The organism is Streptomyces justiciae, from assembly GCF_015163075.1.
Classification (GTDB): Bacteria; Actinomycetota; Actinomycetes; order Streptomycetales; family Streptomycetaceae; genus Streptomyces; species Streptomyces justiciae.
In genome coordinates this window covers 285,900-302,142 of the sequence record NZ_JADDXU010000012.1, presented here as the reverse complement: position 1 = coordinate 302,142, position 16,243 = coordinate 285,900, and the positions used below count along the sequence as shown (strand labels likewise).

Below are 16,243 nucleotides of genomic sequence, written 5' to 3'. Positions count from 1 at the left end.
TTTGACAAGACGGGATCCGGATAATGATCGTCCTGTTGTCAGTGGGGCCCGGTACGCTCGAAAGCACGATGACAGAGGACCTCTCACCGGCCGAGCGGTATGCGGCTGCCCGTCTGCGGGCCGCCGAGCAGGCCACCGCGCTCGCGGGCTTCCGCGAGATGTACGACTTCGGCCTCGACCCCTTCCAGATCGAGGCCTGCCAGGCGCTCGAGGCGGGGAAGGGCGTACTGGTGGCAGCCCCCACCGGCTCCGGCAAGACGATCGTCGGCGAGTTCGCCGTCCACCTCGCCCTGCAACAGGGCAAGAAGTGCTTCTACACGACACCCATCAAGGCGCTGTCGAACCAGAAGTACGCCGACCTGTGCCGCCGCTACGGCGCCGACAAGGTCGGTCTGCTCACCGGCGACAACAGCGTCAACTCCGAGGCCCCGGTGGTCGTGATGACCACCGAGGTGCTGCGGAACATGCTGTACGCGGGCTCCCAGACCCTCCTCGGCCTCGGCTACGTGGTCATGGACGAGGTGCACTACCTCTCCGACCGCTTCCGTGGCGCCGTATGGGAAGAGGTGATCATCCACCTCCCCGAGTCCGTCACGCTGGTCTCGCTGTCGGCGACCGTGTCCAACGCCGAGGAGTTCGGGGACTGGCTCGACACCGTCCGCGGCGACACCGAGGTGATCGTCTCCGAGCACCGGCCCGTGCCGCTGTTCCAGCACGTGCTCGCCGGACGGCGGATGTACGACCTGTTCGAGGAGGGCGAGGGCCAGAAGAAGGCCGTCAACCCCGACCTCACGCGGCTGGCCCGCATGGAGGCTCAGCGGCCCTCCTACCAGGACCGCAGACGCGGCCGGGCGATGCGCGAGGCCGACCGGGAGCGGGAGCGCAGACAGCGCTCGCGCGTGTGGACCCCGGGCCGCCCCGAGGTCATCGAGCGGCTCGACGCCGAAGGCCTGCTGCCCGCCATCACGTTCATCTTCAGCCGGGCCGCCTGCGAAGCGGCCGTACAGCAGTGCCTGTACGCCGGACTGCGGCTCAACGACGACGAGGCGCGGGCCAAGGTCCGTGACCTCGTCGAGGAGCGCACCGCCTCCATCCCGACGGAGGACCTGCACGTCCTCGGGTACTACGAGTGGCTGGAAGGCCTCGAGCGCGGCATCGCGGCCCACCACGCGGGCATGCTGCCGACGTTCAAGGAGGTCGTCGAGGAACTCTTCGTACGCGGCCTGGTGAAGGCCGTGTTCGCGACCGAGACCCTCGCCCTGGGCATCAACATGCCCGCCCGGTCGGTGGTGTTGGAGAAACTCGTCAAGTGGAACGGCGAGCAGCACGCCGACATCACCCCCGGCGAGTACACCCAGCTGACGGGCCGGGCCGGGCGGCGCGGCATCGACGTCGAGGGCCATGCCGTGGTGCTGTGGCAGCGCGGGATGAGCCCCGACCATCTCGCCGGGCTCGCCGGCACGCGCACGTATCCGCTGCGGTCCAGCTTCAAGCCGTCGTACAACATGGCGGTCAACCTGGTCGAGCAGTTCGGGCGGCACCGGTCCAGGGAGCTGCTGGAGACGTCGTTCGCGCAGTTCCAGGCCGACAAGTCGGTCGTGGGCATCTCGCGGCAGGTGCAGCGCAACGAGGAGGGTCTTGAGGGCTACAAGGAGTCCATGACCTGCCACCTCGGTGACTTCGAGGAGTACGCGCGACTGCGGCGCGAACTGAAGGACCGCGAGACCGAGTTGGCCCGGCAGGGCGCCAACCAGCGGCGCGCCGAGGCCGCGACGGCGCTGGAGAAGCTCAAGCCGGGGGATGTCATCCATGTCCCGACGGGCAAGTACGCAGGACTGGCCCTGGTGTTGGACCCGGGGCTGCCCGCCGGGCGGTCCAACGGACACCGGGGCTTCGAGCAGCATGACGGGCCCCGGCCGTTGGTGCTGACCGCCGAGCGGCAGGTCAAGCGGCTGGCGTCGATGGACTTCCCGGTGCCGGTCGAGGCGTTGGACCGGATGCGGATTCCCAAGTCCTTCAACCCGCGCTCGCCTCAGTCGCGTCGGGATCTGGCCTCCGCCCTGCGGACCAAGGCCGGGCACATTCCGCCGGAGCGGGCCCGCAAGAAGCGGGCGCAGGCCGCCGACGACCGTGAGATCGCGCGCCTGCGGACCGAGATCCGGGCGCATCCGTGCCACGGGTGCGACGACCGGGAGGACCATGCGCGGTGGGCCGAGCGGTATCACCGGCTGCTGCGGGACACCTCGCAGCTGGAGCGGCGCATCGAGGGGCGTACGAACACCATCGCGAGGACCTTTGACCGCATCGTCGCGCTGCTGACCGAGCTGGACTATCTGCGGGCCGACGAGGTCACCGAGCACGGCAAGCGGCTGGCGCGGCTCTACGGCGAGCTCGATCTGCTGGCCAGCGAGTGTCTGCGGGCCGGAGTCTGGGAGGGGCTCGCCCCTGCCGAGCTTGCCGCGTGCGTCTCGGCTCTGGTGTACGAGGCGCGGGTCGGTGACGACGCGATGGCGCCGAAGCTGCCGTCCGGCAAGGCGAAGGCCGCGCTGGGTGAGATGGTGCGGATCTGGGGGCGGCTGGACGCCCTTGAGGAGGACTTCCGGATCACGCAGACCGAGGGTGTCGGGCAGCGTGAGCCGGATCTCGGGTTCGCCTGGGCCGCGTACATGTGGGCCAGTGGGAAGGGGCTCGATGAGGTGCTTCGGGAGGCTGAGATGCCGGCCGGGGACTTTGTGCGGTGGTGCAAGCAGGTGATCGATGTGCTGGGGCAGATCTCGGCTGCGGCGCCGGCGAGGGAGGGGTCTTCTGTGGCCAAGGCTGCGCGTAAGGCGGTTGATCAGTTGTTGCGGGGGGTTGTGGCCTACTCGTCGGTGGGGTGACCGTTTCGGGGGCGGGTGCGGGTTGTCTGTGGCTGGTCGCGCAGTTCCCCGCGCCCCTAGGTCGGTCAGTGTCCCCTGCGTTTCAGATAGTTCCGCCAACTGCCGTGTCGCGTGATGTCCTCGGCGTCCGTCAAGGCGGCTGGTTCGCAAAGGAAGCCCGGGATCCGGCTACCGTCTGCCAATTCCACGCTGCCCAGCGTCATGGGCCGCGGAAGCGTGGACAGTAGGCGGCCCAGGCCCTCTGCCGCGAGGCGCCAGATCTCCGTCTCGATCGCGGCTCCTTCCTTGCCCACGTGCACCAAGCCCGGCTTCGGCGGGGTCGTACGCAGGGCATAGAGGCGATACGCCGCGGCCGTCGTCGTCGTACGTTCCAAGCGGGCCCCCAATCCAAGGAGTTGGGGGTTCAACGGCTGGCCCGACAGATGTGCCCCCACCACCGCCAGCCTCGTCTCCGGCTGGAGCAGCCCCGCCATCCTCGCCAGGCGTTCGTCCGTGAACGCCGGGCCTATCAGCATCACGCCGAACGGGAGGCCGTTCACCTCGCCCGCCGGGACCGCCACCGCCGCCAGGTCGAAGAGGTTGGTGGAGTTGGTGAAGCGGCCCAGGCGGGCGTTGGTGGACAGGGGGGCCGCGGCCACCTCCGCGAGGGTGGGGTGGCCCGGGGTTGTGGGGAGCAACAGGGCGTCCGCGTCCGAGAGTTCTGTCAGGGCTCGGGTGCGGAGAGACGACAGGCGGTCCATGTCGGCGTAGAGCTGGTGGGCCGGGATGTCGCGGGCGCGGGTGATGATGCCGGCGACCGTCGGGTCCAGGCCCTCGCCTCCCTCCGTGAGCAACTTGTCGACAAAGCTTCCCACCGCCGTGTAGCGCTCCGCCACGAACGCGCCCTCGTAGAGCATCGCGGCCGCCTCGGTGAACGGGGTCAGGTCGAGGGTGCGGATCTCGGCGCCTGAAGCCGACAGTTGCGCGACTGCCGCCTCGTAGGCCTCCGCCCAGCCCTCGTCCAGTTCGCCGAGCTGGTCCAGGGGCGGGACGGCTATCCGCCAGGGGCCCGGTGCCCGGCCGGGGAGCGCGGGGGGCGTGCCCGTCGCCATGTGGGAGAGCGCCTGTTCCGCCTCCGGAAGGGTGCGGGCGAAGACCGTCACGCAGTCCAGGGAGGCGCAGGCCGGGACCACGCCGGTCGTCGGGACCAGGCCTCGGGTGGGCTTGAGGCCGACGATGCCGTTGAAGGCCGCCGGCACCCGGCCCGAGCCGGCCGTGTCGGTGCCCAGGGCGAAGTCGACCAGGCCGAGGGCCACCGCGACGGCCGAGCCCGAACTGGAGCCGCCGCTGATACGGGACGGGTCGTGGGCGTTGCGGACGGCGCCGTGCGGGGAGCGGGTGCCGACCAGGCCGGTCGCGAACTGGTCCAGGTTGGTGGTGCCCAGCACGATCGCGCCGGCCGCGCGGAGGCCGGCCACGACGGGGGCGTCCTCGTCGGGGTGGTAGGCGTACGCCGGGCAGCCCGCGGTCGTCGGCAGGCCCGTCACGTCGATGTTGCCCTTCACGGCGAACACGCGGCCGGCCAGCGGGAGGCCTTCACCGGCGTCGACGGCACGGGCCTCGGCCTCGACCTCCTCCTGCGGGCGCAGGTCGATCCAGATCTCCGGTCGGTCCACGGCCTTGATGCGGGCGTAGGCGGCGCGGACGCGGGTGAGGGCGTCGGTCATGCGGTTCCTCGTTTCATTTCGCGGGCCTTGGGACCGGCAGCTTTCGGTTCGTGGTCCCGAGGACCCGCCGCTTTCGGTTCGTGGTCCCGAGGACCCGCCGCTTTCAGTTCGCGGGACCGAGGGCCAGCCGCTTTCAGTTGGCGGGACCGAGGACCAGCAACGCCGTCCCCGCCTCCACCTGGTCGCCCGGTCTGGCCAGGATCTCCGTCACCACGCCGTCGACCGGTGCGTGCACCCTGGACTCCATCTTCATCGCCTCCAGCGCGAGGAGCGGCTGTCCGGCCGTCACCTCGTCGCCGGGTGAGACGTTCAACTGCCATACGGAGGCGGCGAATTCGGCCTCGACCATGCGTCCGCCCTCGGGGACCGTCACCTCCGCCGGGGGAGCCGGCGGTGCTGCCGCGGCCTCCGCCCTGGTGAACTCGCCCGCCGCCTCCCACGCGTCCCGTTCCGCGGCGAACGCCGCCTGCTGCCGGGTCCTGAACTCCCGTATGGACTCGGCGTTGTCGGACAGGAACGCCTGGTACTCGGCGAGGGAGAACGTGCCCTCCTCGATGCGGGGCACGAAGCGGCCGGAGGTGATGTCCGCCCGCAGGTCGAGGAGTTCGTCCGCGTCGACCGGGTACCACTTGATCCGGTCGAAGAAGCGCAGCAGCCAAGGAGACCCCGGCTCGAACGCGCCGCGCTGCTGCCATCCCGACCACACCTGGGTCGTACGGCCCACGAACTGGTAGCCGCCGGGGCCCTCCATGCCGTAGATGCAGAGGTAGGCGCCGCCGATGCCGACCGAGTTCTCCGCGGTCCAGGTGCGGGCCGGGTTGTACTTGGTCGTCACCAGACGGTGGCGCGGGTCGAGGGGGGTGGCGACCGGGGCGCCCAAGTAGACGTCTCCCAGGCCCAGTACGAGGTACTCCGCGTCGAAGACCGTGCGGTAGACGTCGTTCACCGAGTCCAGGCCGTTGACGCGGCGGATGAACTCGATGTTCCACGGGCACCAGGGCGCGTCGTCGCGCACACCCGCCATGTAGCGGGCGATCGCCTCCCGGGTCGCCGGGTCGTCCCAGGACAGGGGGAGGTGGACCGTGCGGGAGGGGACGACCAGTTCGTCCGTAGGGGGGAGCGCGTCGACGATCTCCCGTACGGAGGTGAGGAGTTCGTGTTGGGGCAGGCGCCGTGGGTCCGTCTGGATCTGCAGGGAGCGGATGCCCGGGGTGAGGTCGGTGACCCCGTCCAGCTCCGCCTCGGCGACCGCTTCCATCAGGGCGTGGACGCGCATGCGCAGCGCCAGGTCCAACTGCATCGGGCCGAACTCGACGAGCAGGTTGTCGTCGCCGCTGCGGCGGTACGTCACGTCGCCGTCGCGGGCGAGGATGCCGCCGTCCACGATCTCCGGGCGGGGTGAGCCGTCGACGTCCACCGGTACGAAGCGGACCGTGTCGCCCGGGCGCAACTGGCCCAGCTTCCAGCGCTCGCCGCTCAGTACCGTCGCCGGGCACACGAAGCCGCCCAGCGAGGGTCCGTCCGGGCCGAGCAGCACCGGCATGTCGCCGGTGTAGTCGACGGCGCCGACCGAGTACGGGGTGTCGTGGATGTTGGACGGGTGCAGGCCCGCCTCGCCGCCGTCCGTGCGGGCCCAGCGGGGCTTGGGGCCGACGAGACGGACGCCGGTGCGCGCCGAGTTGAAGTGGACCTTCCAGTCGGCGGCGTAGAAGTCGCGGATGTCGTCCTCGGTGAAGAACTCCGGTGCCGCGTGCGGGCCTTCGACGGCGGCGATGTGCCAGGTCGAGCTGTACGACGGCCGGTCGGTGACCGGCGTTCCGGTGGTCTCGCCGCCGCCGTGCAGGACGTCGCCGGTGCGCAGCGCCCTGCCGCCGTGCCCGCCGAAGCGGCCCAGCGTGAAGGTGCTCGCGCTGCCGAGGAAGGCGGGGACGTCGAGGCCGCCGGCGAAGAGGACGTAGGTCCGCAGGCCGTGCTCGGCGGGTGCGCCCACGGTCAGCAGCGAGCCGGCGGGTATCGTCACCGGCTCCCACTGCGGGACCGGCACGCCGTCCACCGTGACCTCGGCCGGGGCGCCCGTGACGCACACCGTCGTCGGGTGCGTGAACCTCAACGACGGTCCCTGGAGGGTGCATTCGAGGCCGGGCGCGCCTTCGTGGTTGCCGAGTGCCTGGTTGCCGAGCCGGAAGGCGCGGTCGTCCATCGGGCCGCACGGGGGCACGCCGACCTGCCAGTAGCCGGTGCGGCCGGGCCAGTCCTGCACGGTGGTGAGGGTGCCGCCGGAGACGACCTCGATGCGCGGGGTGGGGTCGGCGATGCTCGCCAGGGTCGCCGTCGAGTGCGCCGCCCGGGTGAAGAGCGGATCGGCGAGGGCGGCGCGGACCAGGCCCAGGTTCGTCTCGATGCCGTCGACGCGGGTGCGGGCCAGCGCCTCGTCGAGGCGGCGCAGCGCGTGGGCGCGGTCGGAGCCGTACGCGATGACCTTCGCGAGCATCGGGTCGTACGACGTCGTCACCTCTGTGCCCGTCTCCACCCAGCCGTCGACGCGGACGCCCGGCGGGAACTCGACCCGCGTCAACAGACCCGCGCTGGGCCGGTGTTCGCGTGACGGGTCCTCGGCGTAGACGCGGGCCTCGACGGCGTGACCCCGCGGTGGGCCGGGATCGCGGACGACGTCCGTCTCACCGCGGGCCAGCCGCAGCATCCAGGCGACGAGATCGACGCCGTAGACCTCCTCGGTGACCGGATGCTCCACCTGGAGGCGGGTGTTGACCTCCAGGAAATACGCCTCCTCGCGGGCGGCGTCGTAGACGAACTCAACGGTCCCGGCGGAGCGGTAGCCGACGGACGCGCACAAGTCGCGGGCACTGGAGGCGAGTTGTGCCCGTACGTGGTCGGGGAGTCCCGGGGCCGGTGCCTCCTCCAGGACCTTCTGGTTGCGGCGTTGCAGGGAGCAGTCGCGGTCGCCGAAGGTGACGACCCGGCCCTCGCCGTCGCCGAAGACCTGGACCTCGACGTGACGGGCGTGCTCGACGAGGCGTTCCAGGAAGACGCCCGCGGAGGAGAAGGAAGCGGCGGCGACGCGCTGGACGCGGTCCCAGGCATCCTCCAGGTCCGCACGGGACCGACATGCCGACATACCGATACCGCCGCCACCGCCGGTCGCCTTGAGCATGACCGGGTAGCCGATCGCCGCCGCCCGCGCGAGGGCCTCGTCCAGCGAGGCCAGCAGGCCCGTTCCGGGCGCCAACGGCACCCCCGCCGCCTCGGCCGCCGCCCGCGCCGTGTGCTTGGCGCCGAACAGCTCCAGCTGCTCCGGCGTCGGGCCGACGAAGACGATCCCGGCCTCCTCGCAGCGCCGCGCGAAGTCGGCGTCCTCCGACAGGAAGCCGTACCCGGGGTGCACGGCGCCCGCGCCGGTGTCCTTCGCCGCCTTCAGGACCAGGTCGGCGTCGAGATACGACTCCTTCGCGGGCGCGGGCCCCAGGCGTACGGCCGTGTCGGCGAGCCGGACGTGGGCCGCCGAGCGGTCCGGGTCGGAGTACACGGCGACCGTGCGCAGGCCCAGCTCCCGTGCCGTGCGGATGATCCGTACCGCGATCTCGCCCCGGTTCGCGACGAGCAGCGTGTCGAAGCTCATCCGGCGGCCCCGATCGTCATCTCCACCGCGGTCGGCTCGAAGCCGTTGCAAGGGTTGTTGATCTGCGGGCAGTTGGAGACGAGGACGAGGACGTCGCACTCGGCGCGCAGGGTGAGGGAGAGCCCCGGTGCCGAGATGCCGTCCACGATCCCGAGCGTGCCGTCCTTCTCGACCGGCACGTTCATGTACCAGTTGATGTTGGAGACCAGGTCGCGCTTGCCGAGGCCGTAACGGGCACCCTCGGCGAGGAAGTTGTCCACGCACGCGTGCTGCGACCAGGTGTGGTGGCCGTACCGGAGGGTGTTGGACTCCTTGGAGCAGGCGCCGCCGACCGTGTCGTGGCGGCCGACGTCGTCGGCGACGACCGTCATCAGCGGCGTGTGCTCGTTCGACATCAGCGCGGTGCCGGTGGTGAGGAAGATGTTGCCCTGGGCATGGAGGGTGTCGGGCGCGCTGTAGCGGACGGACGTGTCGTGGGCGTCGTAGACGAGGAAGTCGACGGCCTGGTTGCCGTGCAGGTCGGTGATGGTGAGCGTCTCACCGGCCCGTACGACGGACGACCAGGCGGCGCGGGCGGGAACGACGGCCTTCACCGGAACGAGGGCCTTCGCGGGAACCACGGACGTCATGCGAGCCCCCTGGCGGTGAGGAATTCAGCGGTGTTGAGGAAGGCGCGGCGGCCCTCGGGCGTCGCGTCCCACAAGGGGTCGCCGGGCGCGGTCGGCGCGGCCCGCCAGGCGAGGACCTCCAGCGGGGTGCTGACGTAGTCGGGGCGCGGGTCGGCCGGGTGCGGGACGTTGGCGATCAGCACGGTGACGTCCTGCTCGGTCCGCAGGGTGACGCTGCCGCCGGGACCGGCCGAGCCGGTGAAGTCCAGGGCGCCGTCCTCGCGGACCTCCACGCCCTGGAAGAAGGAGAGCGACGGGGGTAGGTCGCGGGGTCCGAGGCCGTTCTTGGCCGCCGCCAGCTTGAACAGCTCGCGCCCGGCGGGGGAGGGGGACTGCGGGGTGCCGTCGCCGTAGCGTTTCGTGTTGCGTACGAGGGTGGAGGTGCCGCACAGCGCGTCGTGCCGGCCCGATGTGTCGGCGACGACGGTCGCGAGGACGCGGCCCTGGTCGGACAGGAGCAGCTGGCCCTCGCCGAGGTAGGCGTTCCACTGCACCTTCACCGTGTCGGCGACGTTCAGCCGCTCCCAGGGGCGGTCCGCCGCGTACAGCAGGAGGTGGGCGCAGGCGTCGCCGCGCAGGTCGGTCAGGCGCAGCTCGGTGCCGCGGGCGAGCACGCGGTGGGTGTAGTTGCCGCCCGCGACCGTCTCGGCCCACACCAGGTGGCCCGCCTCGCAGGGCGGCTCGGGCCAGTCCGACGCCGGGACGACGGGCATGGCCTCGGCGCGGGTGCCTTCCTGGGCGCGGGCGTGGTCACGGGCTCCGTAGGTGGTCTCTGTCGCCATGGCGGACCTCCGGCTCCTCACGTAATTTCTGTCGTGCGACAGAAATTAGGAGCGAGGTGGGTCACGCGGATTGCCCGGGCGTTGCGAGGCGGTTACCGAGCCCTCACCAGGGCTGATGGAGATCGTCACCGGACCCGCTGTGCGAGGATCGAACGCATGGGAACGACAGGTGGGCGACGGGTCGGCAGGCCGCGGGCCGCGCAGCGGGCGGACAGCGGGCTCGAGCCGCGCGACGAACTCCTCGCCGCCGCCGCCGAGTTGTTCACCGTCCGCGGCTATGCGGCCACCACCACGCGGGCGGTCGCCGAGCGCGCGGGCATGCGCCAGGCCTCCATGTACCACTACGTCTCCGGCAAGGAGGAGCTGCTCGCCCAGCTCCTGGAGTCCACGGTCACCCCGTCCCTGGGCTACGCCCGTGAACTCCTCGCCGACGACGCGACCCCGGCCGCGGACCGGCTCTGGGAGCTGTGCCGCGCCGACGTCGAGCTGCTGTGCGGCGGCCCGCACAACCTCGGCGGCCTGTACCTGCTGCCCGAGGTGCGCGCCGAGCGGTTCGCCGGGTTCCGTGCCGTGCGCGCCGAACTCAAGGACGCCTACCGGCAGTTGCTCGCCGCGACCGAGGCCGGCAGCGCGCTCGCCAAGAGCGAGCTCGACCTGCGTACCGATCTGGTCTTCGGGCTGATCGAGGGCGTCATCCTCGTCCATCGCTCCGACCCCGAGCGTCCGGTGTCGGTGTTCGCGGAGGCGACGGCCGACGCGGCGCTGCGCATCGCCGGGGTCTGAACCGCCGTATCGGAAGCGGACCTTCACCCGTCACGGTGAGTGGCTCTCGCATGCCCGTACGCCGTGACGCACCGTGTGCGAGTGGCGGCTCAGCGTGTAAATGGAGCCGAGGGTACTCCTGTCGCGGGGACGATTTCAGGTGCTTGCTGAATATGACACGGCGATGATCCGGTCGGACTAAGCTCGCCCGCAGCGCACCGAGTTGAGATGTATTCGGTCGCTTGTTCCCCAAATATGCGCCTCCCAGCCGATATGTTTCAGAGGGCCTACATGGTGAGTGTTCAATCCCCACCCGGACGCCGTGAACTTCCCTACGCGCGCGTGCTGTTGCTGCCCGCGATACTGATGGCCGCGGCGACCGGAGCCGCAGCCGCCGCCGTCTCGGAGCCCGCCCGTACGGCCGTCGGCTGGTGCGGCGGCGTCGCCATGCTCCTGGTGCTCGCGACGGCGGCCGAAGCGGTACGTCGCGGCCGGGCCCTGCGTGACCTGCGGGCCGAGCACGCTCGTCACACTGCGTATCTGGAACGCCGGGTCGCCTCCCACGAGGCCGAGATGCTCCGCTTCGCCAAGGAGATCGTGCCCAACGCGATCTACCGGTTGCGATCCGGAAATTCCCCCGGTGAGGTGATTCGCCGCATCGGCGACATCGACCCCTCCTACCGCGAACTCCCCGAGTCGCAGCTGAAGGTGCTCCAGACGGTCCTCGAGATCATCGACCGCGAGGAAGCCCTGCGCGACTCCGCCCAGCGCTCCTTCGTCAGCATCGCCCGCCGCGTCCAGGCCATCGTCCACCAGCAGAACAACGAACTCCGGGAGATGGAGGAGGACCACGGCCGCAACCCCGAGGTCTTCGACGACCTCCTGCGCATCGACCACGGCACCGCGCTGATCGGCCGCCTCGCCGACTCCATCTCCGTGCTCGGCGGCGGCCGCCCCGGCCGCCAGTGGCCCGACCCCGTCCCGCTCTACAGCGTGCTGCGCGGCGGCATGTCCCGCATCCTCGAGTACCGCCGCATCAAGCTGGACTCCATCGCCCAGGTCAACATCCGCGGCATCTCCGTCGAACCGGTCATCCACGCCGTCGCGGAGCTCATGGACAACGCCACCCGCTACTCGCCGCCGCAGACCAAGGTCCACGTCACCGCGACCGAGGTGCAGACCGGCGTCGCCGTCGAGATCGAGGACGCCGGCGTCAGCTTCAGCGAGGAGGCCCGCAACAAGGCCGAGGGCATGCTGGAGCGGGCCAAGGCCGGCGTCGACCTCCAGGACCTCGGCGATGCCCCGCGCCTCGGCCTGGCCGTCGTTGGACGCCTGTGCTCGCAGTTCAACATGCAGGTCTCGCTGCGCAGTTCGGCGTACGGCGGCGTCCGCGCCGTGCTCATCGTGCCGCGCGAGATGATGACCGAGGAGCCCGCTCCCGGACTCGCCCACGGCATCGGCGCAGGCGCCGTGCCCAAGACCGAGGGTGCGCTCGAAGGTCCCAAGCGCGCACCCAAGAGGCGGCGTCCCACCAGCCCCCGTATCCCGGCCACCGTGTCCATGACGGACGAGGTCCCCGAGGTGACCGAGTGGACGGCGGGCGGGCTGCCGCAGCGCCGCAGTCGGGTCAAGATCCCGCTCAGCCAGCGGCTTGCCGAACAGGCCGCCGCCGAGAAGGCCGAGCGGGAGGGCAAGCCGTCCATCTGGTCGACGCCCGCACCCGCCCCCGAGCCGGAGCAGAAGGAACCCGAACCCGGCCTGTGGGTCGAGGCGTTCTGGAACGGACTCAAGGGCGACCCGGACCCGGCCGCACTCACCCAGCAGACCACCGAGCCGGCCCGCATCGAGGCCGACGACGAGAGGGACCACAAGTGATCCAGCAGCGCGCCAACTTCGACTGGATGCTCAAGGATCTCGCCGATGGCGTACCGGGCATCGAGATGATCGTGGTGCTCTCCGCCGACGGCCTGCGCATCGCCCGCCACGGCGGCGACCCGGACGCCGCCGACCGCGTCGCCGCGGCCTGCGCCGGGCTGCAGAGCCTGGCCGGTGCCGTGGCCCACGAGATCCCGGGCAGCGACGGCCGGATGAAGATGGTCCTCATCGAGATCAACGGCGGCTACTTCTATCTGATGGCCGCCGGCCCCAACGCCTACCTCGCGGTCCTGTCCGACGTGGTCGCCGAACCGGGCCTGATGAGCAACAGAATGCGCGACCTGGTGGTCCGGATCGGGGCCCACCTCACCAGTCCGCCCCGGCGCAACGGCCAGACCGTATGACTCCTCCGCAACGCCGGCGGCGATACCCCAGTCAAGAAGCGGTCGAACCGGTCCCCAAGCCCACGCCCGAGGGCGAGGGCGGCGACGGAAAGCGGCCCCCGGAACGCCTCTACGTGGTCGCGGGACCGGACGGCGAACGCGCCGACCTCGACCTCGTCACGTTAATCGTGGCGCGCGCCGACCCACCGCCCTCCGCGACGCCCGAGCAGACGGCGATGCTCCGGCTCACCACGGCCCCCCTGTCGGTGGCCGAGCTCTCGGCCTATCTCAACCTGCCGTTCAGCGTGGTGACCGTACTGCTCACCGAGATGCTGACGGCCGAACTGGTGCAGGCGCGCGCCCCGATCGTCCGGCAGGCGCTCCCCGACCGTTCCCTTCTCGAAGCGGTGATGCATGGACTTCAAAGGCTCTGACACCATCCCCGGACCACGGACAGAGGATCATCTGCCGCACACGGCCCAGGCCGCGGTGAAGATCGTGATCGTGGGCGGCTTCGGAGTCGGCAAGACGACGATGGTCGGCTCGGTCAGCGAGATCAGGCCGCTGACCACCGAGGAGACCATGACGCAGGCCGGTATCGGCGTCGACGACAACTTCGGCTCCGACACCAAGACGGCCACCACCGTCGCCATGGACTTCGGCCGGATCAGCATCACCGACCAGCTCGTGCTGTACCTGTTCGGCACCCCCGGCCAGGAACGCTTCTGGTTCCTGTGGAACGGCCTGTTCGAAGGCGCGCTCGGCGCGGTGGTGCTCGTCGACACCCGCCGCCTGGAGGTCAGCTTCGACGTCATAGGACGACTGGAGGAGCGCGGCGTGCCCTTCGTCGTCGCCGTCAACACCTTCCCGGACGGGCCGCGTTACCCCATCGCGGACCTGCGCAGCGCGCTCGACCTGGCCCCGGACATCCCCATCGTGGAGTGCGACGCGCGCCGCCGGGCGTCCAGCCGCGACGTGCTGATGACCCTGATGCGCTTCCTGCACTCGCTCGCCATGACGGGCGCCCTCACCTGACGCCCCGCATCTCTGACGGGCGCCGCCACCCGACCTCAACTCCCCTGCAACCGGATCCACTTCGGAGCGACCACTGTGACGCCTGAACCCCACTCCCTGACCGGCGCCGGCCCCATGGCCGGCCCGCCCCCCGGCTGCCCCGCCCACAACCTCGGCCCCGGGGGGCTGCACAGGCTGTACGGCCCCGAGGCGGAGGACCTCGAAGGGCTCTACGAGAAACTCCGTGACGAACACGGCCCGGTGGCGCCCGTGCTGCTCCACGACGACGTCCCCATGTGGATCGTCCTCGGCCACGCCGAGAACCTCCATCTGGTGGGCACGCCCTCGCACTTCTGCCGGGACAGCCGCATCTGGACCCCGCAGATCGAGGGCATGGTCAAGCCCGACCACCCGATGATGCCGCACATCGCCTGGGCGCCCATCTGCTCCTACGCCGAGGGCGACGAGCACCTGCGGCTGCGCGGCGCGGTCACCGGCGCCATGTCGACCATCGACTACCGCGCCATCCGCCGCCACATCAACCGCTACACCCAGCGCCTGGTCAACGAGTTCTGCGAGACCGGCGAGGCGGACCTGATGAGCCAGTTCGCCGAGCATCTGCCGATGGCCATCCTGTGCGAGATCCTCGGCATGCCGGACGAGTACAACGACCGGCTCGTCCAGGCCACCCGCGACCTCCTCAAGGGCACCGAGACCGCCAACGCCAGCCAGGGGTACGTCATGGGCGTCCTCCAGCGGCTCGCCGAACGCCGCCGCAAGGACCCGCAGGACGACTTCGCGAGCCACCTGGTCCTGCACCCGGCGAAGCTCACCGACGACGAGGTCACCACCCACCTCTGGCTCGTCCTCATGGCCGCCTACGAGGCCACGGTCAACCTCATCGGCAACGTCATCCGCATGGTCCTCACCGACCCCGGCTTCCGCGCCCGGCTCAACGGCGGCCAGATGACGGTCCCGCAGGCGGTCGAGCAGTCCCTGTGGGACGAGCCGCCGTTCAGCACCGTCTTCGCCTACTACGCCAAGCAGGACACCGAGTTGGGCGGCCAGCGCATCCGCAAGGGCGACGGCCTGCTGTTCGGGATCGCGCCGGGCAACGTCGACCCCCGGGTCCGTCCCGACCTCAACGCCAACATGCAGGGCAACCGCTCCCACCTCGCCTTCGGCGGCGGTCCGCACGAGTGCCCCGGTCAGGACATCGCCCGTGGCATCGCCGACACCGGTGTCGACGCGCTGCTGATGCGGCTTCCGGACGTCCAACTCGACTGTCACGAGGACGAGTTGGAGTGGCGGCAGTCGATCTCCTCGCGGCATCTGGTGGAGCTGCCCGTTCGGTTCGAGCCCAAGCCGCAGCAGGACGTCATGCAGAAGCCGGGCCACGCGCCGGTGCCGCAGCAGCGACCCGCGTGGCAGGTCAGCACGGAACCGGCGGAGCCGACGGCCCCGGTGACGCCCGTGGCGGCGGAGCCCCGGCCGGCCGCGCCCACGGCACCGCAGCCGCCCCTGCCGACGCCCGAACCCGCACGGCCGATGGGTGCCTGGCGGCGCTTCCTGCGCTGGTGGCGGGGTTACTGACCGGCCCAGGTGGCGTACGAGGACCAGGCTTCCAGCGTCGCGGCACTGCGGAACCGGTGCTCCACTCCCGTGACCGGATCGGTGAACTCCAGTGAGCGTGCCAGCAGTTGCAGCGGTCGCCGGAAGTCACCGGCCGGCACGGCGTCGGCCACCACCGGGTACAGCGGATCACCGAGGATGGGCAGGCCCAGGGCGTTCATGTGGACGCGCAGCTGATGGGTCTGCCCGGTGGCCGGCAGCAGCCGGTACCGGCCCAACTCGTCGCGGCGGTCGATGAGTTCGATCCGGCTGACGGCGTTGGGCTCGCCCGCCACCTCATAGGCGGCCAGCACCCCGCGCTCCTTCACGATCCGGCTGCGCACGGTCCGAGGAAGGGCGATGGAGGGGTCGTACGATGCGATCGCCTCGTACTCCTTGCGGACCCGTCGCTCGGCGAACAGGGTCTGGTACGCGCCGCGTTCCGCGGGGCGCACCGTGAACAGCACGAGTCCGGCCGTGAGCCGGTCGAGCCGGTGCGCGGCACCGAGGGTTGGGATGTCCAGCTCCCGGCGGAGCCGGGCGAGCGCGGTCTCGGTGACATGGCTGCCGCGCGGGGTGGTGGCCAGGAAGTGCGGCTTGTCGGCGACGACGATGTGTTCGTCCCGGTGGACGACCGTGAGCGGGAACGGCACGACCGGCTCGTACGGCAGCTCGCGGTGGAACCACACGTACATGCCGGGCACGTACTCCGCGTCGGGCGCCACCGCCCGGCCGTCCGCGTCGACGACCTGCCCCGCCGTGAACATGCCGTCGACGACCCCGGTCCCCGCCCCGCTGAGCCGCTCCACGAGGTGCTCCCGGACCGTGGTCCACGGCCCCTCGGGGGGCAGCCGCACTCGCACCGGGTCCACCCCCTCGCGCTGGGGGAGGGGAGAGGGCGGGATCCGGTTCTTGCGTCTCATCAC

11 protein-coding genes and 1 pseudogene are annotated in these 16,243 nt (G+C 71.1%); 7 read left to right on the top strand and 5 right to left on the bottom strand.

Translation table 11 applies throughout. The features are described from left to right. Nucleotides 1-23: 23 nt before the first annotated feature. Entirely contained in the window at nucleotides 24-2,879 is a 2,856-nt protein-coding gene (locus tag IQ210_RS30930; protein ID WP_194082457.1) for a DEAD/DEAH box helicase, read from the top strand. 65 nt (nucleotides 2,880-2,944) lie between these two features. Here the strand turns inward: IQ210_RS30930 and atzF are convergent. From atzF to IQ210_RS30910, 4 genes and pseudogenes are all read right to left on the bottom strand, one after another. Further along, nucleotides 2,945-4,594: pseudogene (gene atzF / locus IQ210_RS30925) on the bottom strand (allophanate hydrolase); the annotation flags it as partial. Nucleotides 4,595-4,718: 124 nt separating this feature from the next. Further along, nucleotides 4,719-8,222: a 5-oxoprolinase/urea amidolyase family protein gene (locus tag IQ210_RS30920; RefSeq protein WP_194082454.1), complete on the bottom strand. Its 3,504-nt coding sequence runs from the start codon at nucleotides 8,220-8,222 to the stop codon at nucleotides 4,719-4,721. Then, entirely contained in the window at nucleotides 8,219-8,851 is a 633-nt protein-coding gene (locus IQ210_RS30915) for an urea amidolyase associated protein UAAP2 (RefSeq protein WP_194082452.1), read from the bottom strand. The genes IQ210_RS30920 and IQ210_RS30915 overlap by 4 nt, the downstream gene beginning before the upstream one ends. Next, nucleotides 8,848-9,672, bottom strand: coding sequence for an urea amidolyase associated protein UAAP1 (locus IQ210_RS30910; protein ID WP_194082451.1), 825 nt, complete (start codon nucleotides 9,670-9,672; stop codon nucleotides 8,848-8,850). The genes IQ210_RS30915 and IQ210_RS30910 overlap by 4 nt, the downstream gene beginning before the upstream one ends. A 156-nt stretch (nucleotides 9,673-9,828) precedes the next feature. Here IQ210_RS30910 and IQ210_RS30905 point away from each other — a divergent pair, with 156 nt between their 5' ends. From IQ210_RS30905 to IQ210_RS30880, 6 genes are all read left to right on the top strand, one after another. Further along, nucleotides 9,829-10,455 carry a TetR/AcrR family transcriptional regulator gene (locus IQ210_RS30905; protein ID WP_194082450.1) on the top strand — a complete coding sequence of 209 codons (627 nt, stop codon included), beginning with the start codon at nucleotides 9,829-9,831 and terminating at the stop codon, nucleotides 10,453-10,455. A 270-nt stretch (nucleotides 10,456-10,725) separates the two neighbouring features. Beyond that, nucleotides 10,726-12,309 carry a sensor histidine kinase gene (locus tag IQ210_RS30900; protein ID WP_194082449.1) on the top strand — a complete coding sequence of 528 codons (1,584 nt, stop codon included), beginning with the start codon at nucleotides 10,726-10,728 and terminating at the stop codon, nucleotides 12,307-12,309. Then, the gene (locus IQ210_RS30895) at nucleotides 12,306-12,713 is read left to right on the top strand and encodes a roadblock/LC7 domain-containing protein (RefSeq protein ID WP_059196512.1); all 408 of its coding nucleotides are present in this window, start codon (nucleotides 12,306-12,308) and stop codon (nucleotides 12,711-12,713) included. The genes IQ210_RS30900 and IQ210_RS30895 overlap by 4 nt, the downstream gene beginning before the upstream one ends. Beyond that, the gene (locus tag IQ210_RS30890) at nucleotides 12,710-13,126 is read left to right on the top strand and encodes a DUF742 domain-containing protein (RefSeq protein ID WP_194082447.1); all 417 of its coding nucleotides are present in this window, start codon (nucleotides 12,710-12,712) and stop codon (nucleotides 13,124-13,126) included. The genes IQ210_RS30895 and IQ210_RS30890 overlap by 4 nt, the downstream gene beginning before the upstream one ends. Further along, entirely contained in the window at nucleotides 13,107-13,727 is a 621-nt protein-coding gene (locus tag IQ210_RS30885) for a GTP-binding protein (protein WP_194082446.1), read from the top strand. The genes IQ210_RS30890 and IQ210_RS30885 overlap by 20 nt, the downstream gene beginning before the upstream one ends. Nucleotides 13,728-13,802: 75 nt before the next feature. Next, nucleotides 13,803-15,299 carry a cytochrome P450 gene (locus IQ210_RS30880; RefSeq protein WP_194082444.1) on the top strand — a complete coding sequence of 499 codons (1,497 nt, stop codon included), beginning with the start codon at nucleotides 13,803-13,805 and terminating at the stop codon, nucleotides 15,297-15,299. On the opposite strand, the gene IQ210_RS30875 is transcribed toward IQ210_RS30880, so the two are convergent. After that, entirely contained in the window at nucleotides 15,293-16,240 is a 948-nt protein-coding gene (locus IQ210_RS30875) for an RluA family pseudouridine synthase (RefSeq protein WP_194082443.1), read from the bottom strand. The genes IQ210_RS30880 and IQ210_RS30875 overlap by 7 nt on opposite strands. Between the last annotated feature and the right edge of the window lie 3 nt (nucleotides 16,241-16,243).